General features: G+C 56.8%; 22 protein-coding genes. 9 read left to right on the forward strand and 13 right to left on the reverse strand.

Translation table 11 applies throughout. The features are described from left to right. Positions 1-211: 211 nt before the first annotated feature. The 4 genes from nirB (at position 212) to DBR02_RS08615 (ending at position 4,900) form a co-directional block, all read left to right on the forward strand. Entirely contained in the window at positions 212-2,755 is a 2,544-nt protein-coding gene (nirB, locus tag DBR02_RS08600) for a nitrite reductase large subunit NirB (RefSeq protein ID WP_107534052.1), read from the forward strand. Then, positions 2,752-3,078, forward strand: coding sequence for a nitrite reductase small subunit NirD (gene nirD, locus DBR02_RS08605; protein ID WP_063449497.1), 327 nt, complete (start codon positions 2,752-2,754; stop codon positions 3,076-3,078). Before nirB ends, nirD begins: the two co-directional genes overlap by 4 nt. A gap of 134 nt (positions 3,079-3,212) precedes the next feature. Continuing rightward, on the forward strand, positions 3,213-4,586 hold the full coding sequence (gene cysG / locus DBR02_RS08610) for a siroheme synthase CysG (RefSeq protein ID WP_107534054.1): 1,374 nt from the start codon (positions 3,213-3,215) through the stop codon (positions 4,584-4,586). A 143-nt stretch (positions 4,587-4,729) separates the two neighbouring features. Beyond that, positions 4,730-4,900, forward strand: a complete 171-nt coding sequence (locus DBR02_RS08615; RefSeq protein ID WP_008503029.1) for a YhfL family protein — start codon at positions 4,730-4,732, stop codon at positions 4,898-4,900. A gap of 72 nt (positions 4,901-4,972) precedes the next feature. Here the strand turns inward: DBR02_RS08615 and trpS are convergent, their stop codons facing one another. The 12 genes from trpS to pilM all read right to left on the reverse strand — a co-directional run bounded on the left by trpS (position 4,973) and on the right by pilM (position 14,933). Continuing rightward, positions 4,973-5,977: a tryptophan--tRNA ligase gene (gene trpS, locus DBR02_RS08620; RefSeq protein WP_107534056.1), complete on the reverse strand. Its 1,005-nt coding sequence runs from the start codon at positions 5,975-5,977 to the stop codon at positions 4,973-4,975. Continuing rightward, entirely contained in the window at positions 5,970-6,731 is a 762-nt protein-coding gene (gene gph, locus DBR02_RS08625; protein WP_107534058.1) for a phosphoglycolate phosphatase, read from the reverse strand. Before gph ends, trpS begins: the two co-directional genes overlap by 8 nt. Then, positions 6,724-7,401: a ribulose-phosphate 3-epimerase gene (gene rpe / locus DBR02_RS08630; protein ID WP_003861634.1), complete on the reverse strand. Its 678-nt coding sequence runs from the start codon at positions 7,399-7,401 to the stop codon at positions 6,724-6,726. Before rpe ends, gph begins: the two co-directional genes overlap by 8 nt. 39 nt (positions 7,402-7,440) lie before the next feature. Continuing rightward, the gene (gene dam / locus DBR02_RS08635) at positions 7,441-8,253 is read right to left on the reverse strand and encodes an adenine-specific DNA-methyltransferase (RefSeq protein ID WP_063449500.1); all 813 of its coding nucleotides are present in this window, start codon (positions 8,251-8,253) and stop codon (positions 7,441-7,443) included. A 67-nt stretch (positions 8,254-8,320) separates the two neighbouring features. Beyond that, positions 8,321-9,619: a cell division protein DamX gene (gene damX / locus DBR02_RS08640; protein ID WP_107534060.1), complete on the reverse strand. Its 1,299-nt coding sequence runs from the start codon at positions 9,617-9,619 to the stop codon at positions 8,321-8,323. 92 nt (positions 9,620-9,711) lie between these two features. Further along, a complete protein-coding gene (gene aroB, locus DBR02_RS08645) occupies positions 9,712-10,800 on the reverse strand; it encodes a 3-dehydroquinate synthase (RefSeq protein WP_063865743.1) in 1,089 nt (362 codons plus the stop codon). A 57-nt stretch (positions 10,801-10,857) separates the two neighbouring features. Beyond that, positions 10,858-11,379, reverse strand: coding sequence for a shikimate kinase AroK (aroK, locus tag DBR02_RS08650; RefSeq protein WP_003861630.1), 522 nt, complete (start codon positions 11,377-11,379; stop codon positions 10,858-10,860). 286 nt (positions 11,380-11,665) lie between these two features. After that, a complete protein-coding gene (gene hofQ, locus DBR02_RS08660) occupies positions 11,666-12,904 on the reverse strand; it encodes a DNA uptake porin HofQ (protein ID WP_107534062.1) in 1,239 nt (412 codons plus the stop codon). After that, positions 12,816-13,220, reverse strand: coding sequence for a HofP DNA utilization family protein (locus DBR02_RS08665; protein ID WP_107534064.1), 405 nt, complete (start codon positions 13,218-13,220; stop codon positions 12,816-12,818). The genes hofQ and DBR02_RS08665 overlap by 89 nt, the downstream gene beginning before the upstream one ends. Further along, on the reverse strand, positions 13,210-13,662 hold the full coding sequence (locus tag DBR02_RS08670; RefSeq protein WP_107534065.1) for a HofO family protein: 453 nt from the start codon (positions 13,660-13,662) through the stop codon (positions 13,210-13,212). The genes DBR02_RS08665 and DBR02_RS08670 overlap by 11 nt, the downstream gene beginning before the upstream one ends. A gap of 3 nt (positions 13,663-13,665) precedes the next feature. Next, the gene (locus DBR02_RS08675; RefSeq protein WP_107534067.1) at positions 13,666-14,160 is read right to left on the reverse strand and encodes a PilN domain-containing protein; all 495 of its coding nucleotides are present in this window, start codon (positions 14,158-14,160) and stop codon (positions 13,666-13,668) included. Further along, complete coding sequence (gene pilM, locus DBR02_RS08680; RefSeq protein WP_107534069.1) at positions 14,160-14,933, reverse strand: pilus assembly protein PilM; 774 nt, start codon at positions 14,931-14,933, stop codon at positions 14,160-14,162. Before pilM ends, DBR02_RS08675 begins: the two co-directional genes overlap by 1 nt. 120 nt (positions 14,934-15,053) lie before the next feature. Here pilM and mrcA point away from each other — a divergent pair, with 120 nt between their 5' ends. Beyond that, positions 15,054-17,606: a peptidoglycan glycosyltransferase/peptidoglycan DD-transpeptidase MrcA gene (mrcA, locus tag DBR02_RS08685; protein WP_063865728.1), complete on the forward strand. Its 2,553-nt coding sequence runs from the start codon at positions 15,054-15,056 to the stop codon at positions 17,604-17,606. A 93-nt stretch (positions 17,607-17,699) separates the two neighbouring features. Here the strand turns inward: mrcA and nudE are convergent, their stop codons facing one another. Next, positions 17,700-18,260: an ADP compounds hydrolase NudE gene (gene nudE, locus DBR02_RS08690; RefSeq protein WP_063449510.1), complete on the reverse strand. Its 561-nt coding sequence runs from the start codon at positions 18,258-18,260 to the stop codon at positions 17,700-17,702. Positions 18,261-18,587: 327 nt separating this feature from the next. Here nudE and DBR02_RS08700 point away from each other — a divergent pair, with 327 nt between their 5' ends. The 4 genes from DBR02_RS08700 to hslO all read left to right on the forward strand — a co-directional run bounded on the left by DBR02_RS08700 (position 18,588) and on the right by hslO (position 22,775). Then, on the forward strand, positions 18,588-20,726 hold the full coding sequence (locus DBR02_RS08700) for an intracellular growth attenuator family protein (RefSeq protein ID WP_063865725.1): 2,139 nt from the start codon (positions 18,588-18,590) through the stop codon (positions 20,724-20,726). Between the two features lie 64 nt (positions 20,727-20,790). Then, positions 20,791-21,474 carry a GMP/IMP nucleotidase gene (gene yrfG / locus DBR02_RS08705; RefSeq protein ID WP_006812237.1) on the forward strand — a complete coding sequence of 228 codons (684 nt, stop codon included), beginning with the start codon at positions 20,791-20,793 and terminating at the stop codon, positions 21,472-21,474. Next, entirely contained in the window at positions 21,471-21,872 is a 402-nt protein-coding gene (gene hslR, locus DBR02_RS08710) for a ribosome-associated heat shock protein Hsp15 (RefSeq protein ID WP_063449514.1), read from the forward strand. Before yrfG ends, hslR begins: the two co-directional genes overlap by 4 nt. 18 nt (positions 21,873-21,890) lie before the next feature. Beyond that, complete coding sequence (gene hslO / locus DBR02_RS08715) at positions 21,891-22,775, forward strand: Hsp33 family molecular chaperone HslO (RefSeq protein WP_006812239.1); 885 nt, start codon at positions 21,891-21,893, stop codon at positions 22,773-22,775. Positions 22,776-22,846 lie beyond the last annotated feature (71 nt).

The following is a 22,846-nucleotide window of genomic DNA, read 5'->3' on the forward strand; positions in this document are numbered from 1 at the left end:
CGCTCTGACTGCCGATTCGTAAAAACCCCACTAAATTTGTGCAAAAAACAAGCAAGCACAAAAAACGAACAATATCCGCCACTTATAAAAATCCTGACAAATCATAGATATACCCACTAAGGGGTAGGTGCAGGCGTATTTGATTTGCATCAATAAGTGCCTCTGCTGAATCGTTAAGGTAGGCAGTAATAGAAAAGAAATCGAGGCAAAAATGAGCAAAGTCAGACTCGCTATCATCGGTAACGGCATGGTCGGCCACCGCTTTATTGAGGATCTTCTCGATAAAGCCGATGCTGACCAGTTCGATATTACCGTGTTCTGTGAAGAACCCCGCAAGGCGTACGACCGTGTGCACCTGTCTTCCTACTTCTCCCACCATACCGCCGAAGAGCTCTCTCTGGTGCGCGACGGGTTCTACGAGAAGCATGGCGTAAAAGTGCTGGTGGGCGAACGCGCTATCACCATCAACCGTCAGGAGAAAGTGATCCACTCCAGCGCCGGGCGTACGGTTTTTTACGATAAGCTGATCATGGCGACTGGCTCGTATCCGTGGATCCCGCCGATTAAAGGGTCGGAAACCCAGGATTGCTTCGTTTACCGTACCATTGAAGACCTCAACGCCATTGAATCCTGCGCACGTCGAAGCAAACGCGGTGCGGTTGTCGGCGGTGGTCTGCTGGGCCTGGAAGCGGCAGGCGCGCTGAAAAACCTCGGCGTTGAAACCCACGTCATCGAATTTGCCCCGATGCTGATGGCGGAACAGCTGGACCACATGGGTGGCGATCAGCTACGCCGTAAAATCGAAAGCATGGGCGTGAAGGTTCACACCAGCAAAAACACCAAAGAGATCGTGCAGGAAGGTACCGAAGCGCGTAAAACCATGCGCTTTGCCGACGGCAGCGAGCTGGAAGTGGACTTCATCGTCTTCTCCACCGGTATTCGTCCACGCGACAAGCTCGCCACGCAGTGCGGCCTGGCCGTCGCCCAGCGCGGCGGGATCATGATCAACGATACCTGCCAGACCTCCGATCCGGATATCTACGCCATCGGCGAATGTGCCAGCTGGAATAACCGCGTGTACGGTCTGGTGGCGCCAGGGTACAAAATGGCGCAGGTTGCCGTTGACCATATCCTCGGCAACGAAAACGCCTTTACCGGCGCAGACATGAGCGCCAAGCTGAAGCTGCTGGGCGTGGACGTAGGCGGCATTGGCGATGCGCATGGCCGCACTCCGAACTCCCGCAGCTACGTCTATCTGGACGAAAGCAAAGAGGTCTACAAACGCCTTATCGTCAGCCAGGACAACAAAACCCTGCTCGGTGCGGTGCTGGTGGGCGACACCAGCGACTTCGGTAACCTGCTCCAGCTGGTGCTGAACGCCATTGAACTGCCGGAAAACCCGGACGCGCTGATCCTGCCGGCACATGCCTCCAGCGGTAAACCGTCGATCGGCGTAGATAAACTGCCGGACAGCGCGCAGATTTGCTCCTGCTTCGACGTCACTAAAGGCATGCTGATCTCCGCCATCAACAAAGGCTGCCACACCGTTGCGGCGCTGAAGGCCGAAACCAAAGCCGGTACCGGCTGCGGCGGCTGTATTCCGCTGGTCACGCAGGTGCTGAACGCTGAACTGGCGAAACAGGGCATCGAAGTGAACAACAACCTGTGCGAGCACTTCGCTTACTCTCGCCAGGAGCTGTATCACCTGATCCGTGTGGAAGGCATCAAATCCTTCGACGAGCTGCTGGAGAAACATGGCCAGGGCTACGGCTGTGAAGTGTGTAAGCCGACCGTCGGTTCCCTGCTGGCGTCCTGCTGGAACGAGTATGTGCTCAAACCAGAGCACACCCCGCTTCAGGACACTAACGACAACTTCCTGGCCAACATTCAGAAAGACGGGACTTACTCGGTGATCCCGCGTTCTGCCGGAGGGGAAATCACTCCGGAAGGGCTGGTCGCCGTGGGCCGTATCGCTCGTGAGTTTAACCTGTACACCAAAATCACCGGTTCTCAGCGTATCGGCCTGTTTGGTGCGCAAAAAGATGATCTGCCGGAAATCTGGCGTCAGCTGATTGAGGCGGGCTTCGAAACCGGTCACGCGTATGCCAAAGCGCTGCGCATGGCGAAAACCTGCGTGGGCAGCACCTGGTGCCGCTACGGCGTAGGCGACAGCGTGGGCTTCGGCGTCGAGCTGGAAAACCGCTACAAAGGCATCCGTACTCCACACAAAATGAAGTTCGGCGTCTCAGGCTGTACCCGTGAATGTGCCGAAGCGCAGGGTAAAGACGTGGGTATCATCGCCACCGAGAAAGGCTGGAACCTGTACGTGTGCGGCAACGGCGGGATGAAACCTCGCCACGCGGATCTGCTGGCGGCGGATCTCGATCGCGATACGCTGATCAAGTATCTCGACCGCTTCATGATGTTCTACATTCGTACTGCCGATAAGCTGACCCGTACCGCGTCCTGGCTGGATAACCTCGAAGGCGGTATCGACTACCTGAAGTCGGTCATCATTGACGACAAGCTGGGTCTGAACGAACAGCTTGAGTCCGAGATGGCTCGCCTGCGCGAGGCGGTGATATGCGAGTGGACCGAAACCGTGAACACGCCTGCGGCGCAGACGCGCTTCAAACACTTTATCAACAGCACCCAGCGCGATCCGAACGTGCAGGTGGTGCCGGAGCGCGAACAGCATCGTCCTGCAACCCCGTATGAACGCATTCCGGTGATGCTGGTGGAGGAAAACGCATGAGCCAGTGGGTAAACATCTGCAACATTAACGACATTCTGCCAGCAACCGGCGTCTGTGCTTTGCTGGGTAACGAGCAGGTGGCGATTTTCCGCCCTCGCCACGATGAACAGGTCTTTGCCATCAGCAATATCGACCCGTTCTTTGAGGCCAGCGTGCTCTCCCGCGGACTGATTGCCGAGCACCAGGGCGACCTGTGGGTCGCCAGCCCGCTGAAAAAGCAGCGCTTCCGCTTAACCGACGGGCGCTGCATGGAAGACGAAAGCTTCTCTGTGAAGCACTACGACGTCCGCGTGAAGGACGGCGAGGTGCAGCTGAAAGCGTAACCCTCCGCCTTTCCAATAGGAAAGGCTTATGACCTCTTGTGGGTAGCAGCAGGAAAAACCGTATGTTCTGTACGATCCCTGCTGTTATCCTGACGTCAATTCTTCCCCCGCCATGAATGCTGTGAGGTAACGTCGTGGATCACCTGCCGATTTTTTGTCAATTACGCAACCGCGACTGCCTGCTCGTGGGCGGCGGCGATGTGGCTGAACGCAAAGCCCGCCTGCTTCTGGAGGCTGGCGCCCGCCTGACCGTTAACGCCCTCACCTTCGCCCCACAGTTTGACGTCTGGGCGCAGGAAGGGATGCTCACGCTGGTGCAGGGCGAATTTGATGAATCCCTGCTGGAAACCTGCTGGCTGACCATCGCCGCAACGGATAACGATGACGTTAACCAGCGCGTCAGCGACGCCTGCGAAGCGCGCCGCATCTTCTGTAACGTGGTGGATGCGCCGAAAGAGGCGAGCTTTATCATGCCGTCGATTATCGACCGTTCACCGCTGATGATTGCGGTGTCGTCCGGCGGCCGCTCGCCCGTACTTGCCCGCCTGCTGCGGGAAAAACTGGAAGCTATTTTGCCGCAGCACCTTGGTCAGATTGCGCATTACGCAGGGCAGCTTCGCTCCCGCGTGAAGCAAACCTTCTCAACAGTGGGCGAACGCCGTCGCTTCTGGGAGAAGTTCTTTGTCAACGACCGGCTGGCGCAGTCGCTGGCCAATCAGGACGCAAAGGCAGTTGAAGAGACCACCGAGCAGCTTCTCTCTGAACCGCTGGATCACCGCGGTGAAGTGGTGCTGGTGGGCGCAGGACCCGGCGATGCAGGCCTGCTGACGCTGAAAGGCCTACAGCAGATCCAGCAGGCCGATATCGTGGTGTATGACCGTCTGGTCTCTGATGACATCATGAACCTGGTACGCCGGGATGCTGACCGCGTGTTCGTCGGCAAACGGGCAGGCTATCACTGCGTGCCGCAGGAGGAGATCAACCAGATCCTGCTGCGGGAAGCGCAAAAAGGTAAGCGCGTGGTGCGCCTGAAGGGTGGCGATCCGTTTATCTTTGGTCGCGGCGGCGAAGAGCTAGAAACCCTGTGCAACGCGGGTATTCCGTTCTCCGTAGTGCCGGGCATTACCGCGGCATCCGGCTGTTCTGCCTATTCCGGTATCCCGTTGACCCACCGCGATTATGCCCAGAGCGTGCGCCTGGTAACGGGGCACCTGAAAACCGGCAGCGAGCTGGACTGGCATAATCTGGCCGCTGAAAAGCAGACGCTGGTCTTCTATATGGGGCTAAATCAGGCCGCCACTATTCAGGCGAAACTGCTGGAGCACGGCATGGAAGCAGATATGCCGGTCGCGCTGATAGAAAACGGTACCACCATTACGCAGCGCGTGGTTGATGGCGTGCTGACGCAGTTGGGCGAGCTGGCGCAGCAGGTTCAAAGCCCGGCGCTGATCGTTGTTGGACGCGTGGTTGAGCTGCGCGAAAAGCTGAACTGGTTCTCAAACCACTAACCATAGTCTCTCTTCCTGGAGTAGTCCTTATGCGGACTACTCCCTTCATACCTCAGTCGATAACATACCGCCCGCATAATGGAACTTTTCCATTTATTCCCTCGTGTTACATCCAATTTTAGATTTTTAGACAAGGAATGCGTATGTTCAAACTGGCAAAAGCTGCCGTTCTGGTCGGCCTGTTATCAACTCTGACGGCCTGCACCGGTCACGTTCAAAATACTAAAAATAATTGCAGCTATGATTACCTGCTGCACCCGGCGATCTCCATTTCGAAGATCATTGGCGGTTGCGGCCCGGCGGCACAGCAGTAAGCGTTTTTCAGGCGTAAAAAAACCGGGAATTTCCCGGTTTTTTTATTGAGTCCGTATTTGTCGGGTGGCGGCTTAAGGTTTCGCCACAAACCCAATCGCCTCGTACACCGCTTTCAGGGTTTCCGACGCGCGCGCGCTGGCTTTTTCCGCGCCCTCTTTCATCACTTTTTGCAGGAATGCTTCGTCGTTACGGTAACGATGATAACGCTCCTGCAACTCGGTCAGCATACCGGAAACGGCGTCAGCCACTTCGCCTTTTAGGTGGCCGTACATCTTGCCTTCGAAGTGTTTTTCCAGCTCAGGGATGCTCTGTCCGGTTACGCCGGAGAGAATGTCCAACAGGTTGGATACGCCCGCTTTATTCTGCACGTCGTAGCGCACTACCGGCGGCTCGTCGGAGTCGGTTACCGCACGCTTGAGCTTTTTCACGACCGATTTCGGATCTTCCAGCAGGCCAATAACGTTGTTGCGGTTATCGTCAGACTTGGACATCTTTTTGGTCGGCTCCAGCAGCGACATCACGCGCGCGCCGGATTTTGGAATAAACGGCTCCGGCACCTTGAACACGTCGCCGTACAGCGCGTTGAAGCGCTGGGCGATATCGCGGCTCAGCTCCAGATGCTGCTTCTGGTCTTCACCCACCGGCACCTGGTTGGTCTGGTACAGCAGAATGTCGGCCGCCATCAGGACCGGATAGTCAAACAGACCGGCGTTGATGTTTTCAGAGTAACGGGCAGATTTATCCTTGAACTGGGTCATGCGGCTCAACTCACCGAAGTAGGTGTAGCAGTTCAGCGCCCAGCCCAGCTGCGCGTGCTCCGGCACGTGAGACTGAACGAAAATGGTGCTCTTCCCGGGATCGATACCGCAGGCCAGATACAGCGCCAGCGTATCCAGCGTCGCTTTACGCAGCTTCTCGGGATCCTGACGCGCGGTGATAGCATGCAAATCCACGATGCAATAAATGCAGTGGTAGTCATCCTGCATGCTCACCCACTGACGTAACGCACCCATATAGTTACCAATGGTCAGTTCACCTGAAGGCTGTGCGCCACTAAAAACGATGGGCTTAGTCATTATTCAATTCCTGATGTTCACTGTGCGAGAGCCCGAGTGCGGGCAACAAATCTTTGAAGTGGTCGAACACAACGTCCGGCTCACTCAGCGTAATGGCCTCACCGTAGTTGTAGCCGTAGGTCAACCCAACAGACGGGCAACCTGCCGCTCTGGCAGCCAGAATATCATTGCGGGAATCTCCGACAAAGAGCAGCTCCGCCGGTGCTAAGGATAATTTTCCTGCCACCAGCAACAGCGGTTCCGGATGCGGCTTTTTATTCTGCACGTCATCGCCGCCCACAATCACGGAGAAGTATTTCGCGATATCCAGCGCTTCGAGCAGAGGCGCAACAAACGGTGTTGGCTTGTTGGTCACCAGCCCCAGCGGGATGCCTTTCGCGTGCAGCGCGCTCAGGGTTTCCTGGACATCCGGGAACAGGAAACTGCCCTCTTCGACGGTCTCTTCATAGAAACGGTCGAACAGTTTACGCAGAATACGCTGCTGTTCGTCCTGGGGGATATCCGCGAGATCAACGCTCGGTTTTCCCTGTGCGGAACGCTGAGAGGCGCGCTCCTGACGCGCCCAGGTCAGCGCGCGCTCCATCAGCACGTCCGCACCGTTACCAATCCACGTCACGACGCGCTCTTCGCCCGCAACGGGGAGTTCAAGCGCATACAGCGCCCGATCGACGGCGCTGGTTAATCCTGGCGCGCTGTCGACCAGCGTGCCGTCGAGGTCAAATGCTACACCCCGAATAGCCTGCAATTTATCCATGACTTACCTTCGCCAGTTCACGGCGCATTTCATCAATAACTTTTTTGTAATCCGGCTGATCGAAGATGGCGGAGCCCGCGACGAACATATCCGCACCCGCAGCCGCAATCTCACCGATATTATTCACCTTCACGCCGCCGTCCACTTCCAGGCGAATATCATAGCCAGACTCATCGATACGGCGGCGCACTTCACGCAGTTTGTCGAGGGTCTGTGGGATAAACGACTGGCCGCCAAAGCCCGGGTTAACGGACATCAGCAGGATCACGTCCAGCTTGTCCATCACGTAGTCGAGATAGCTCAGCGGGGTCGCTGGGTTAAAGACCAGCCCCGCCTTACAGCCGTTCTCTTTGATCAGTTGCAGCGTGCGGTCAACGTGCTCGGAGGCTTCCGGGTGGAAAGTGATGATGCTGGCACCCGCTGCGGCAAAATCAGGCACGATGCGGTCAACCGGCTTCACCATCAGATGCACGTCAATGGGCGCGGTGATCCCGTAATTACGCAGCGCTTTAAGCACCATCGGACCGATGGTCAGGTTGGGAACGTAGTGGTTATCCATCACGTCGAAATGGACGACGTCCGCGCCAGCCGCGAGAGCTTTGGCAGTGTCTTCACCCAGGCGGGCAAAATCGGCCGACAGAATTGAGGGAGCAATCAAAAACTGTTTCATCCGCATCTCCTTGAAATGTGTTTACCGGCGGGCAAAGGCTCAGGGTCGATAAAGCGCCAGAAGTTCGTCCACCTTTTTACGTGTGCCGCCGTTGCTGCTAATGCTACGCCGCACTTTTACCTGAAAATGCTTCGCGGCTTTGTACCATTCGCGCGTATCAGGCGTGTCGTGATTCGAAATTAACACCGGAATTCTTTTGCTGACCAGCTTTTCCGCCAACTCCGCCAGACGCGCCTGCTCGGCAGGGCTAAAGCTGTTAGTATGGTAGGCGGTGAAGTTTGCCGTGGCAGACAGCGGCGCGTAAGGCGGGTCGCAGTAAACCACCGAGTTTACGCCCGCCAGCTCCATGCACTCTTCATAGGAAAGACAGTAGAATTCGGCATTCTGCGCTTTTTCAGCAAAGTGATACAGTTCGTCCTGCGGGAAGTAGGGGCGCTTATAGCGGCCAAACGGCACGTTAAACTCGCCACGCAGATTATACCGGCACAGGCCGTTGTAGCCATGGCGGTTGAGATAAAGAAACAACAGCGCGCGACGGAACGGATCCTGGCTCTGATTAAACTCAGCGCGGAACTGATAGTAGACGTCCGGGTTGTTGTTCTCTGGGGTAAACAGCTTCCGCGCCTCTTCCACGTACTCATCGGTACGCAGTTTGACGATGTTATAGAGGCTGATAAGGTCGCTGTTGATATCCGCCAGGATATAACGAGAAAAATCGGTATTCAGGAACACCGATCCAGCACCCACGAAGGGCTCGATAAGACACTCGCCTTTCGGCAGGTGCTTTTTAATATCATCGAGCAGGGGGTATTTCCCCCCTGCCCATTTCAGAAAAGCGCGATTTTTTTTCATGCTGACTAACTGATTACACCTTCTCCGGCTGTGGAGAAAGCTCCGACAGCATCCTGCGCTTTAAACATTACTTCAGATCGGCCTGCACCTGATGAATCGGCTTCGCCCACGGATTTTTCGCCTGCACATCGGCTGGCAGCGTGGAGACGGCACGTTTTGCTTCATCTTTAGAAGCATAAACACCGCTTACCAGCACGTACCACGGCTGTCCGTTACGGGTCGTCTGATAAACCACGTAGTTTTTCAGATTCGTTTTCTTCGCCCACGCGTTGAGGTTGTCGTAGTTAGACGAACTGCTCAGCTGCAACGTGTAGTTGCTGGATGACGCAGCTTTAAGAGAACCCACGTTACCCGTCGTTTTCCCTGCCGTGGTGCCGGATGCACTAGCGGCTGGCGTTGCAGCCGGTGCCGCAGTTGCCGCAGGCGCGGTTGTGGTCGCCGTTGCTTTCGGTGCAGCGGTTGCCGCAGGCGTTGGCGCTTTAACCGGCTGGCTCACCGCAGGTTTCGTCTGCGCTGGCGCTTTCGTTTCTGGCGCTTTTGCCACAGCCTGTGGTTTCGTCTCACGCTTCGGCTCAATCACGGCCTGCTTACGTTCCTGACGCGGCGCAGTCTGCGTCTGGCGCGGTTTGGTTTCCGTTGCCGCAGTTTGCTGCTGGGCATTGCTGCCATGCACTGGCGCAACGGTGGCGGGTTCAGTTGGCAGCGTGGAGTTCACCACGGCGTTGTTAACCTGCTCCTGATTCTGCGGCTGCATCAGCGCGTTGTTCAGATCGCCCTGAACTTCAACACGCTGCTGGCCTTCAGGCGTAGCGGGCGCCTGGCCCTGAGTCGGGGTAGCAGAGACAGGCGGCAGAGAGATATCCTGACCGGCGCTGGTGTTGCCTGCGGTCTGCTCTGCGGAGGTGGTGCCCGGCGCAGGCTGCGCGCCATTCGCCTGGTTGCTCGCATCGTTACCAGACAGGTCGATGCTCTTCTCGGCAGACGCGGTCTGCTCGGTAGAATGGGTAGAAGGGGCTTTTAGCGCGGAACCAATGCCGACAATCAGCAGTACCAGCACCAGAACGCCAAGGCCCATCATGATGTACTGACGGGAGGCCGGTTTTGCCGCTACCGCTTTTTTACGCTTGCGCGGACGACGTTCAACAGGCTGTTCATCCATTAACTCTTCTTCGGATTCAAACGCCTCGTCTTCACGCTCATTGCGCGCGTTGCGGCTACGCGAAGGGCGACGATCGTCTGCATCCAGATCGACATCGTCAAAGTTGATCTGCGGCTCGTTATCACGTTCTGAAGATTGACGAGAACGACCAGTACGACGATCGCTGGGATCGGGTTTCAGCTCGTCTTCTGGTTTGAATTCATCCATTTAACACCCCACTCAAAGGCTTCTGCCAACGATTCTGCATTTACCTGAAGCTAAAACGACCACCTGTTACAGCGGTCTGACCTTTCTAGTTGTTACGCCTGCTGACAATCAGCAATAGCGCCAAGTACGACTTCGTGCGGCACTCCGCCGCGCACTTCACTTTTCCCTATTGCAAGCGGGAGCACCAGACGCATCTCACCTGCCAATACTTTTTTATCGCGCATCATGTGGGGAAGGTACGCCTGCGCAGACATTTCCTGCGGACCACTCACCGGCAAGCCAGCGCGCTTAAGCAACGCGATGATACGCGCTGTCTCTTCCGGCCTGAACTGCCCCAGACGTTCAGAGGCACGGGCCGCCATAACCATCCCGGCAGCGACAGCTTCACCGTGAAGCCAGTTACCGTAGCCCATTTCGGCTTCGATCGCGTGACCAAACGTATGCCCCAGATTCAGTAAAGCACGTAAGCCGGTTTCACGCTCATCTGCGGCAACGACTTCTGCTTTCAGCTCACAGCAACGGCGAATACAGTAGGCCATTGCCTGCCCATCGAGGCGCAGCAGCGCATCCATATTCTCTTCCAGCCAGTTGAAGAACTCACCGTCAAGAATAATGCCGTATTTGATCACTTCTGCAAGGCCAGACGCCAGTTCGCGTGCTGGCAACGTTTTCAGACAGTCGAGATCCACCACCACCGATGCAGGCTGGTAGAACGCGCCAATCATGTTTTTGCCGAGCGGATGGTTAACCGCCGTTTTACCGCCTACAGAAGAATCGACCTGTGACAGCAACGTGGTTGGAATTTGAATAAAGCGCACACCGCGCTGATAGCTGGCGGCTGCAAAACCGGTCAGATCGCCCACAACGCCGCCGCCAAGGGCAAGCAGTGTTGTATCACGACCGTGCGGTTTTTGCAGAAGTGCGGTAAAGACGGTATCCAGTACCGTCAGGCTTTTGTACTGCTCGCCATCGGGCAGAATCACACTGTCGACCTTCACGCCCGCCTGCTCAAGCAGGTGACGTACACGGTCGAGATAAAGCGGAGCCAGCGTCTCGTTGGTGACCAGCATCGCCTGATCACCCGCTTTCAGTGGTAAGAAGGAAGCTGGATCGTTAAACAAACCAGCCGCGATGGTGATAGGGTAACTACGTTCCCCGAGAGTAACTGTAATCCTCTCCATGACGCGACATCCACCTTAAATGCTTTTACCCGCAGGCGAGTGTATATAAAGCCAGAATCAGTTGCTTTCCAGCATATGAATAATCTGGTTTGCAACCACTTTAGCGCTTTGATCGTCAGTACGAATGGTCACATCAGCAATCTCTTCGTACAGAGGATTGCGTTCATCGGCCAAAGCTTCCAGAACTTCACGTGGCGGTGTTTCAACCTGCAACAACGGGCGCTTTTTATCACGCTGCGTGCGTGCCAGCTGTTTTTCGATGGTCGTCTCAAGATAGACCACTACGCCACGGGCGGAGAGACGGTTGCGGGTTTCGCGAGATTTTACAGAGCCGCCGCCTGTTGCCAGCACAATGCCCTGTTTTTCCGTGAGTTCGTTGATCACTTTTTCTTCTCGGTCACGGAAACCTTCTTCGCCTTCTACGTCGAAGACCCAGCCCACATCCGCTCCGGTTCGTTTCTCAATCTCTTGATCAGAATCGTAAAATTCCATATTGAGTTGTTGAGCTAACTGACGCCCAATAGTGCTTTTGCCGGCACCCATAGGCCCAACCAGAAAGATATTGCGTTTCTCTGCCATTTTTTCGGTACTACTAAGACTATTCGTTAATGGTAATCCCCGCTGCGCAGACACCTGGCGTAGCAGGACATGAACTGAAACCTCATTTGCAATAGAGCGAGAGTCAGACGAAAAATTATCTCAATACTCCGGCTTGTTTGGCAACTGATTAAATCACCGTTCCCGGCGCATAAGGAAATAAGACGTAAGTCCAACTCAAATCGGTACTCCTTGTATGCTAATTCATGCCCCACGTCAAACATCTGCAACAAACTGAATGCAAAATCATTGCGGGGATCGTTACCCATTAATGAATACTGACCAGACGTGGCGTGATAAACACCACCAGCTCGCGCCGTTCGTTATCTTTTCCGTCATGGCGAAACAACTGACCCAGCCACGGTATGTTACCCAGCACAGGCACGCTATCGCGTCCGGTTTTATTCTTTTGCGAAAAGATCCCGCCCAGCGCGATCGTTTCCCCACTTTTTACTTCTACCTGCGTTTCGATCTCCTGTTTATCAATCGCCAGCGTTTCGCCGTCTGCCTGTTGCAGTACCTGTCCGGGCATATTTTCACTGATATGCAGCTTCAGACGTACGCGGCCGCCTGGCAGCACCACCGGTGTGACCTCCATCCCTAATACCGCCTCTTTAAATTCAACGGATGTCGCCCCGCTCTCGCCGCTGGAAACCTGATACGGAATTTCACTGCCTTGCTTGATGCTGGCCGGTTGCATATGCGACGCCAGCAGCCGCGGGCTGGCAATAATGTCCACCTGCTGCTTTTGCTCAAGCGCAGACAGCTCAAGATCCAGCATCCTGCCGTTGATGCGCCCGATGTTGAACCCCACGTGGGTGGTTGCGCTGGCGACCGACAGATCGGCACCAAGCGTCGTCACCTGCCCCACTTTTCCCGCCTCCGACGCCTCGGCGAGACTCCACTTCACGCCCAGCTCGCGCAGGCTTTTTTCATTGATGGTCACGATTTGCGCCGCCAGCTCCACCTGCTCGATGGGCAGATCCATCTGCGCCGCCCAGCGCGTGAGCGTGTCCACAACCGTCTGGTTATCCCTTATCAGGAGACGATTGGTGCGCTTGTCGACGGACAGACTGCCTTTCGGGCTTAAGAGCTTCTCCGCCGCTTTTTGCAATTCGGCTGCATCCGCCCAGGCAAACGGAATGCTGTGAGAGAGAAGCGGGGCATCGAGCAGACGCTGGGCCCGCTCCTGCTCTTTACGCGTCTGTTGTTCCCGTTGCCAGGCCGCCGTATGCACATAAAAAATGCCGCCCTCTTCCCGCAATACCAGCCCGGCGCTGTTCGCTACCGTCTGGAGCGCCTGCCTCCAGGGCACCCGTGTTAAATTTAGCGAAAGCGAACCGCTGACGTCCGGCGAGACCACCAGATTGCGGTCCGCCTGCGCTATCAATGCCTGTAAAACCTGCACCACCGGGACATCATCCACCAGCAGGGTGACCGGTTTTGGCGTGGCGGCCCACAGGGGTTGGCTGAGTGCCGTCAGCAACAGCAATATCCTTATCTTCACTTTTTTTCGTTCCTTCTCGTTGCCATGTCCATCGCTTCGGCTCGCACATGTCGCCGACATCAACGGTCAGTTGTTGTTTATCTATCGCACTTACCCGCCAGCCTGGCGGTAACCGCATCTGCGTTTTTACCCGGTGCCAGCGTTTCTGCCCGTCCTGCATAAGGCCGATATCCATGCCGCCACTGACTATCCCCTGATAACGCCACTGGCTCAGTTGCCCTGCTGCGCAGCTCTCGTGTGGCACTGAGAAGGGATCCCGCATCCCGGTCAGGAAAAGCGGAGAAAGCAGGATCAGCAAACGGGCTTTACCGCGCATGACCGACCTCCAGTTGCAGGCTGAGGCGTAGCTGTTTACCCTGAGGCGTAAGATCAAACGCGCTCACCCGCACGTTCTTAAGCGCCAGCCGGGAAAAGAGCGCCGGAACGGCACTCCATGAGACATCCAGCGCCAGCTCTCCCCCACTCTTTTGCGGCTTCCAGTACACCAGCCTTGCGTCCTCACGCTGAAATGCCAGCGGAGAAAAGGGCTGCGAGAGCTTCCCTTGCGTCACCCCCGGTCGCCGTCTGGCTTCTGGCCACAACGAGGCATTAATCCGCTGTGTACTGATGGCCTGCGCCTGAATATCGGCGTGGCGAAGAGCTGCGGGTCTGAGCAGCAGCCCCCACATCACAAACGCGATGACCCCCGATGCCATCAACCAGCAAAGTACGCGTCGGGAAGGGCGTGCATCAGCCCAGCGTTGATACCAGATCCCCACTGGCTACCTCCGGCTATGCAGCTGAAAAGAGAACATCCATCGCCCCTGGCTATCCTGTTGCAGTTCGCCTGCCGGCCCGGGGTTAAAACCCGCCACCCTTTTCAGCGCATCGGTCATGGCGGAGAGCGCCGGAAGAGAGGAGGTATACCCCGTCAGGATCAGCGAGGGTGGCTGGTAACGCAGTGCCGTCAGCCAGGCCTGCTGGGGCATGGCGCCAGCGAGAGACTCCAGCGCAGGTTGCCAGGCCACCGGCTCGGGCGGCTGCGAAGGGGCATTCAGCGCCGCAGGCTGCGGCTGACGGGCTTTCAATACCTTCTGCACCGCACGCGTGCCCGCCAGATCGCTTTGCAACGCCTGTGACGATAGAGACTGAGCCGCCCGCAGGCTGACACCGCCCGCCAGCATCACCAGCAACGAGGCGACGTACAGCAGGCCCCAGAAGCGCAGACGCTGAATATGCTGTTGCCGACGCCACGGTAAAAGATTGGGCATGCTCATCAACGTGCCTCGCTCATGGCCAGCGCCAGGGCGACGGTGTACTCAGCACCGCATTCAGGCAGCGGCGGCTGACACAGCGTCACCGCTTCCCAGGGATCGCGAGCAGCATCAAAAACGGCGATTTCAGAAGCAGACAGCGCAAGCAGCGCCGCCAGCTCATTCACCGTCGCCGCTTCTGTGGTATAGCGCCGCCCCCACTGATGACGCATCGCCCATAACCACTGGTCTTCATCCCTCCAGGCCACGCACCGGGCGGGTTCAACAGCAGAGAGAAGATTAGCCAGCGCGCCGGCATCCGGGGCGATGGCGGCCAGGCGCAAACGCAGCGCTTTCGCCAGCGACAGCAGGGTATCGACCTCTCTGTTTTGCGCCGCGGTGACATGAAATGTGTTGCTGAACGTATCCTGCGCGTAGTCAAAGCAGAGCGTATCGGCGGGCATCTCCAGCTCACGTGCTAATGTGGCCCCTACCCAGGTGAGCTGTTCGCTGTCGCGCAAGGCTACGGTGGGCCTAGGCAACGCGCGTTGCAGCACGCGCGTCGCCGGAAATGAGAGAAAAACCCGATGCGCGTGCGGCAACGTTTTCCGCCAGCCGCGTAATGCATTAACCAGTTGATCGGGCTTGAGTATTTTCCCCTCCCCAATAATGCCGTCCGACAGCGGCACGGCCCACCAGCGGCGTAAACGCCAGCCGGCCCGCTCCCGGGTCAGCGCCACCGCGACCACCTTATCCTGTTGAATATGAACGCCTGTTTGCCACGTTTTAAAAGCCATGCTTCACGATCTCCTTATCGCCCGTCGGAGTGACGGCTATATCAATGAATCAGGCTTGCCTTTATACTACCGCGCGATTGTTTAGAAACTGCCCAGGCTAAACCAAATGGGAAATCTCCGGTGAAGTTCGTAAAGTATTTATTGATCCTTGCAGTCTGTTGCATTCTGCTGGGAGCAGGCTCGATTATTGGTTTGTACAAATATGTCGAGCCGCAACTACCTGATGTCGCCACGCTTCGTGATGTGCGGCTCCAGATCCCTATGCAGGTCTATAGCGCCGACGGTGAACTGATGGCGCAATACGGCGAGAAACGTCGTATCCCGTTGACCTTAAATGAAATTCCGCCCGTTATGGTGAAGGCCTTTATCGCCACCGAGGACAGCCGTTTTTACGAGCACCACGGTGTGGATCCGGTCGGTATTTTCCGTGCGGCAAGCGTGGCGCTGTTCTCTGGTCATGCCTCTCAGGGGGCAAGTACCATTACCCAGCAGCTGGCGCGTAACTTCTTCCTCAGCCCGGAAAAGACGCTAATGCGTAAGATCAAAGAGGTGTTCCTCGCGATCCGCATTGAGCAACTGCTGAGCAAAGACGAGATCCTTGAGCTTTACCTCAACAAGATCTATCTGGGCTACCGCGCCTATGGCGTAGGGGCAGCGGCGCAGGTCTATTTTGGTAAGCCGATCGATCAGCTCACGCTGAGCGAAATGGCGACCATTGCCGGCCTGCCAAAAGCGCCGTCCACATTTAACCCGCTCTACTCGCTGGACCGCGCCACCGCGCGTCGCAACGTGGTGCTGTCGCGTATGCTGAGCGAAGGCTACATCAGCCAGGATGACTACAATCGGGCGCGCGGCGAGGTTATCGACGCCAATTACCATGCGCCGGAAATTGCATTCTCATCGCCGTATCTGACGGAAATGGTTCGCCAGGAGATGGTGCGCCGCTACGGCGACAAAGCGTATGAAGACGGCTATCGCGTTTACACCACTGTGACCCGCAAGGTGCAACAGGCTGCCCAGCAGGCGGTGCGTAATAACGTGATGGATTACGATATGCGCCACGGCTATCGCGGCCCGTCTAACGTGCTGTGGAGAGTGGGTGAAGGCGCATGGGACAGCAAAAAAATCACTGATTCCCTGAAGGCGCTGCCGACCTATGGCCCGCTGCGTCCGGCGGTGGTAACCCAGGCCGATCCGCAGGAAGCGGTGGCAATGATGGCCGATGGCACCTCTGTGTCGCTGCGCATGGAGGGTGTCCGCTGGGCGCGTCCGTACCGCTCTGACACTCTTCAGGGCCCGACGCCGCGTAAAGTGACCGATGTCGTACAAACCGGACAACAAATCTGGGTACGTCAGGTCGGTGATGCCTGGTGGCTGGCGCAGGTGCCGGACGTCAACTCTGCCCTGGTCTCCATCAATCCGCAAAACGGTGCCGTGATGGCGCTGGTGGGCGGGTTCGATTTCAACCAGAGCAAATTTAACCGCGCAACCCAGGCGCTGCGTCAGGTCGGTTCGAACATCAAACCGTTCCTGTATACCGCGGCGATGGACAAGGGGCTGACGCTCGCCAGTATTCTCAACGACGTGCCCATTTCCCGCTGGGATGCCGGTGCGGGCTCTGACTGGCAGCCGAAGAACTCTCCGGCGCAATACGCTGGCCCTATCCGTCTTCGTCAGGGGCTTGGCCAGTCGAAGAACGTGGTCATGGTTCGCGCGATGCGTGCGATGGGCGTTGATTATGCGGCAGAGTATCTGCAACGCTTCGGCTTCCCGGCGCAAAACATCGTCCATACCGAATCTCTGGCGCTCGGCTCCGCGTCCTTTACGCCGCTTCAGGTCGCGCGTGGATACTCGGTGATGGCGAACGGCGGCTTCCTGGTCGATCCTTATTTCATCAGCAAAATCGAGAACGATCAGGGCGGTGTGCTGTTTGAAGCGAAGCCGAAAATTGCCTGCCCTGAATGCGATATCCCGGTGATTTACGGCGACACGCCAAAATCAAATGTCCTTGAAAACAAGGATATGGAAGATGTGGCGATCTCTCAGGAACGTCAGAATCTGACGGTGCCGCAGCCTCAGCTGGAACAGGCTAATCAGGCGCTGGTCGCCCAGAGCGGCGCGCAGGAGTATGCCCCGCACGTCATCAGCACCCCGCTGTCGTTCCTGATTAAGAGCGCGCTGAACACCAACATCTTTGGCGAACCGGGCTGGCAAGGCACCGGCTGGCGAGCGGGCCGCGATTTGCAGCGCCGCGACATTGGCGGCAAAACCGGCACCACCAACAGTTCAAAAGATGCCTGGTTCTCGGGTTATGGCCCGGGCGTTGTCACCTCGGTCTGGATTGGTTTTGACGATCACCGCCGTACTCTGGGGCGCACAACCGCTTCTGGCGCGATTAAAGATCAGATTTCCGGTTACGAGGGCGGGGCGAAGAGTGCGCAGCCGGCCTGGGATGCTTACATGAAGGCCGCTCTCGACGGCGTGCCGGAGCAGCCGCTAACGCCTCCGCCGGGCATTGTCACGGTCAATATTGACCGCAGCACTGGGCAGCTGGCGAATGGCGGCAACAGCCGCGCAGAGTATTTCATCGAGGGCACGCAGCCAACCACGCAGGCGGTGCACGAGGTGGGTACCGAAATCATTGATAACGGCGAAACGCACGAGCTCTTCTGACGCCGACAAAAAAGCCGGGTGGCGACGACGCCTGACCCGGCCTACAGCGTAATGCAAAACGGCAACCATCGGTTGCCGTTTTTACGGGTGGCGCTACAAACGCCCCTGCCCCTTCAGCCACTCCCGCACCAGGAACAGTGCGCTCACGTTGCGCGCCTCGTTAAAGTCAGGATCTTCCAGCAAATCCATCAGGTGGGCCAGCGGCCAGCGAACCTGCGGCAGCGGTTCCGGCTCGTCTCCTTCCAGCGATTCAGGATAGAGATCTTCCGCGACAACAATGTTCATTTTGCTGGAAAAATAGGATGGCGCCATGCTCAGCTTTTTCAGGAACGTCAGCTCCTTCGCGCCAAAACCGACCTCTTCTTTCAGCTCGCGGTTTGCCGCTTCAAAAACCGTTTCGCCCGGGTCGATCAGTCCTTTGGAAAAGCCCAGCTCGTAGGATTCAATGCCCACGGCGTATTCACGAATGAGGATCAGGTGCTCGTCGACAATGGGCACAATCATCACCGCTTCGCGCGTGGAGGGGCGCATACGTTCATAAACACGACGCACGCCGTTGCTGAATTCCAGATCCACGCTTTCAACATTAAACAGACGCGATTTCGCGACGGTTTCAACATTCAGAATGGTGGGCTTTTGTAAGGGTTTGGTCATCTTGACGGGTCTTTGCTGGGTGAACTGGCTTTATTGTGCGATACGCCGCACGGTTTCGGCAATGTCAATTGCTCTTTATTTACATTTATGCAACGTAACTGAATGCGATTCTCATTTCAAAACAAATGTCAAGAGGTTGAAATGTTTCCAGGAATTTGCTGATATCGCGCCGGAACAGGCTTTGGTATCATTACCGGTCACTGGGATGCGCGTCAACATGCTCAAGTTAGACTCCATACTTGCCGATAGCCGACCACAGAATCTCATTCATTGTACAAAAGGTGCGACTGACAACACCTGTAAGAAGATAAGTAAGATGGGGAAAGCATGAGCACCATTTTGATTTTTCTCGCTGCTGTGCTGGCCTGCGCGTCGATTGCGGTGTGGGTATTCAGGCGCCGCGTACATCGCCGTTATCGGCTGCCCTTTTTAAACGCGTTCGCCGGGGCAAACACGCGCAAGCTCTCGCCAGAGGAACGCAGCACCGTTGAGCAGTATCTCGACACGCTGAACCGATCCCGGCTTTCACCTGGCCCTACCGGCGCCAGCACCGCCCCCGTATCGCTTAACCTGAACGCACAAAGCGACACCGTTCTGTGCGTAACGCGCTCCATTACCCGCTACGGCATCACTACCGACGATCCCAACAAGTGGCGTTACTACCTCGATTCTGTTGAAGTCCACCTGCCGCCCTTCTGGGAGCAGTATATTAACGATGAAAACAGCGTCGAGCTCATCCATACCGATACGTTGCCGCTGGTTATTTCCCTTAATGGTCACACCCTGAGCGAATATGTTCAGGAAGCGCCACGCTTTGCGCTGGAGCGCGCGAGCGGAACGCAGGCCTCTATTCGCGGTGAAGAGACAGAGCAGATTGAACTGCTGAACATCCGTCAGGAGACGCATGAAGAGTACGTCCTGAGCCGCCCGGATGGCATTCGCGAAGCGGTGCTGATTGTCGTCTCGTTCCTGCTCTTTTTCATCTGCCTGCTGACGCCGGACGTGTTTGTTCCGTGGCTCGCGGGTGGCGCGGTACTGCTTCTGGCCGCCGGACTGTGGGGCATATTTGCCCCGCCGGCAAAAACGTCGTTACGTGAAATTCACTGCCTGCGCGGAACCCCAAAACGCTGGGGACTGTTCGGCGAGAACGATCAGGAACATATCAACAATATCTCGCTCGGGATCATCGATCTTATCTATCCACGCCACTGGCAGCCGTGGATTGCGCAGGACCTTGGCCAAAAAACGGATATTGATATCTATCTCGACCGCCACGTTGTACGCCAGGGACGTTATTTGTCCCTGCACGATGAAGTGAAAAACTTCCCGCTTCAGCACTGGCTTCGCAGCGCGGTGATTGCCGGTGGCGCCGCGCTCGTCTTCGTTATGTTGCTGCTCTTCGTGCCGCTGGATATGCCGATTAAGTTTACCCTGTCGTGGATCAAAGGGGCGCAAACCGTGGAAGCCACCAGCGTCCAGCAGCTTGAAGAAGCGGGTGTCCGCGTGGGAGATACGTTGCGGCTGAAAGGTACCGGGATGTGTAATATCCACACGCCGGGCGCCTGGAACACGCGCCAGAATTCGCCGTTCGCGCCGTTCGACTGCTCTCAGATCATCTGGAATGATGCCTCTCCGCTGCCGCTGCCGGAATCGGATGTGGTCAATAAGGCCACCGCGCTCACCCAGACGATTAATCGCCAGCTCCATCCAAAACCGGATGATGATTCTCGCGTGAGCCCTGCCCTGCGCTCGGCCATTCAGAAGTCGGGCATGGTGCTGCTGGATGACTTTGGCGAAATCGTCCTGAAAACTGAAGATCTCTGTTCGGCTCAGGATGACTGTATCCGGCTTAAGAACGCGCTGGTCAACCTCGGCAACAGCAAGGACTGGGATGCGCTGGTGAAACGCGCCGAAGCGGGACGCCTCGACGGCGTGAACGTGCTTCTGCGTCCGGTCAGCGCCGAGTCGCTGGATAACCTGGTGGCGACGTCTACCGCCCCCTTCGTGCTGCGAGAAACCACCCGTGCGGCCCAGGCGCTTAACAGCCCGGCGCCAGGCGGATTTGTGATTGCCAGCGATGAAGGCAGCGACCTGGTGGATCAACCCTATCCGCAGGTTTCGCTGTATGACTATCCTGCTCAGGAACAGTGGAGCGAATTTCAGCGCCTGGCGCAGATGCTGATGCGAACGCCGTTCAGCGCAGAAGGGATCGTCACTACCCTGTTTACCGACGCCAACGGCACGCGTCATATTGGCCTGCACCGCATGCCGGACAGCGCTGGCCTGTGGCGCTACGTAGGAACATCTCTGCTGCTGATTGCGATGCTGGCGTGCATTGTCTGGAACGGTTATCAGGCCGTACGCCGCTACCAGCGCTCCCGCACGCGACTGGCAGACATCCAGGCCTACTACGAAAATTGCCTTAATCCGAAACTGATCTCCTCCTCTGAGAGCCTGATCGGATAACGTCCCTGCGCGACAAGTTGTGCTACCCTGTCGCGCACGTTTCTTCTGGCTGGAGTTCCCCCTTATGCATCTTGATATCGACTGGCAGGCGGTCGATACCGTCCTGCTTGATATGGACGGCACGCTGCTCGATCTCGCCTTTGATAACTATTTCTGGCAAAAGCTGGTCCCGGAAACATACGGTGAACAGCAGGGGATCTCCCCGGCGGAAGCGCAGGAATTCATTCGCTCGCAATATAGCGCGGTGCAGCATACGCTAAACTGGTACTGTCTTGACTACTGGAGCGAGCGACTCGGTCTGGATATTTGTGCCATGACCACCGCCCAGGGCGCACGCGCCGTACTGCGTGACGATACGGTCCCGTTTCTGGACGCGCTGAAAGCCTGCGGTAAGCGCCGCATTTTGCTGACGAATGCGCATCCCCATAACCTGGCCGTGAAGCTGGAACATACCGGTCTTGCTTCACACCTTGATTTATTGCTTTCCACCCACACATTTGGTTATCCGAAAGAGGATCAGCGGTTGTGGCATGCCGTGGTGGAAGAGACCGGTTTACAGCCGGAACGGACGCTGTTCATTGACGACAGCGAGCCCATTCTGGATTCTGCGGCCGCATTTGGCATTCGCTATTGCCTGGGCGTGACCAATCCTGATTCCGGCCTGGCTGAAAAAAGCTATCTGCGACATCCGGGGCTGAACGACTATCGCCGGATGATCCCCTCACTTACCGTGAAGGAGACGCCATGAAAGAAAAACCCTCTGATGGGGTAAGACTGGATAAATGGCTGTGGGCCGCCCGTTTTTATAAAACGCGCGCCCTTGCCCGTGAAATGGTTGATGGCGGAAAGGTGCATTACAACGGCCAGCGCAGCAAACCGAGCAAGCTGGTTGAACTGAATGCCACGTTGACGCTTCGCCAGGGCAACGATGAAAAAACGGTCGTGGTGAAAGCCATTACCGAACAGCGGCGGCCCGCAACCGAAGCCGTTTTGCTTTATGAAGAGACGGCCCAGAGCATAGAGAAGCGTGAGAAAACCGCGCTGGCGCGCAAAATGAATGCGCTGACCATGCCTCACCCGGACCGGCGACCGGATAAAAAAGAGCGCCGCGATCTGATGAAATTTAAACACGGTGAGAACGAGTAACCCTCACCTGCACGAGAGATGAAAATGGCCCAACACGACCAATTACACCGCTATCTGTTTGAACAATTCGCCGTGCGCGGCGAGCTGGTCACCGTATCCGAAACCTGGAAACAGATTCTGGAAAACCACAACTACCCGCTGCCGGTGAAAACCCTGTTGGGCGAACTGCTGGTTGCCACCAGCCTGCTGACCGCCACGCTGAAATTCGCAGGCGATATTACCGTACAGTTGCAGGGTGATGGCCCAATGTCGCTGGCGGTGATCAACGGCAATAACCAGCAGCAAATGCGCGGCGTGGCGCGCGTTCAGGGCGATATCCCTGAAAATGCCGATCTGAAAACGCTGGTCGGTAACGGCTACCTGGTCATCACCATCTCGCCTGAAGAAGGTGAGCGCTATCAGGGCGTGGTCGGTCTGGAAGGCGATACGCTTGCCGCCTGCCTGGAAGATTACTTCATGCGTTCCGAACAGCTGCCAACCCGCCTGTTCATCCGTACCGGTGAAGTTGACGGCCAGCCTGCCGCCGGCGGTATGCTGCTTCAGGTTCTGCCTGCGCAGGATGCGCAGACCAATGATTTCGAGCATCTGGCAACGCTGACGGAAACCATCAAAGCGGAAGAGCTGTTCACCCTGTCGGCGACCGACGTGCTGTGGCGTCTGTACCACGAAGAAGAAGTGACGGTTTACGATCCGCAGGCGGTGGAATTTAAGTGCACCTGCTCTCGCGAGCGTTGTGCTGGCGCACTGAAAACCCTGCCGGATGAAGAGATCGACAGCATCATGGCGGAAGACGGTGAAATCGATATGCACTGTGACTACTGCGGTACGCACTACGTGTTCAATTCGATGGATATCGCGGAGATCCGCAATAACGCCTCTCCGGCGGATCCGCAGGTTCACTAAGCTCTGAGCCAGTTGCCCGGCGGCGCTATGCTTGCACGGGCCTACAATGAATGGTGCAATTTTTTCATATG

The sequence above is a fragment of the Enterobacter cloacae complex sp. genome, from assembly GCF_900322725.1.
Classification (GTDB): Bacteria; Pseudomonadota; Gammaproteobacteria; order Enterobacterales; family Enterobacteriaceae; genus Enterobacter; species Enterobacter quasihormaechei.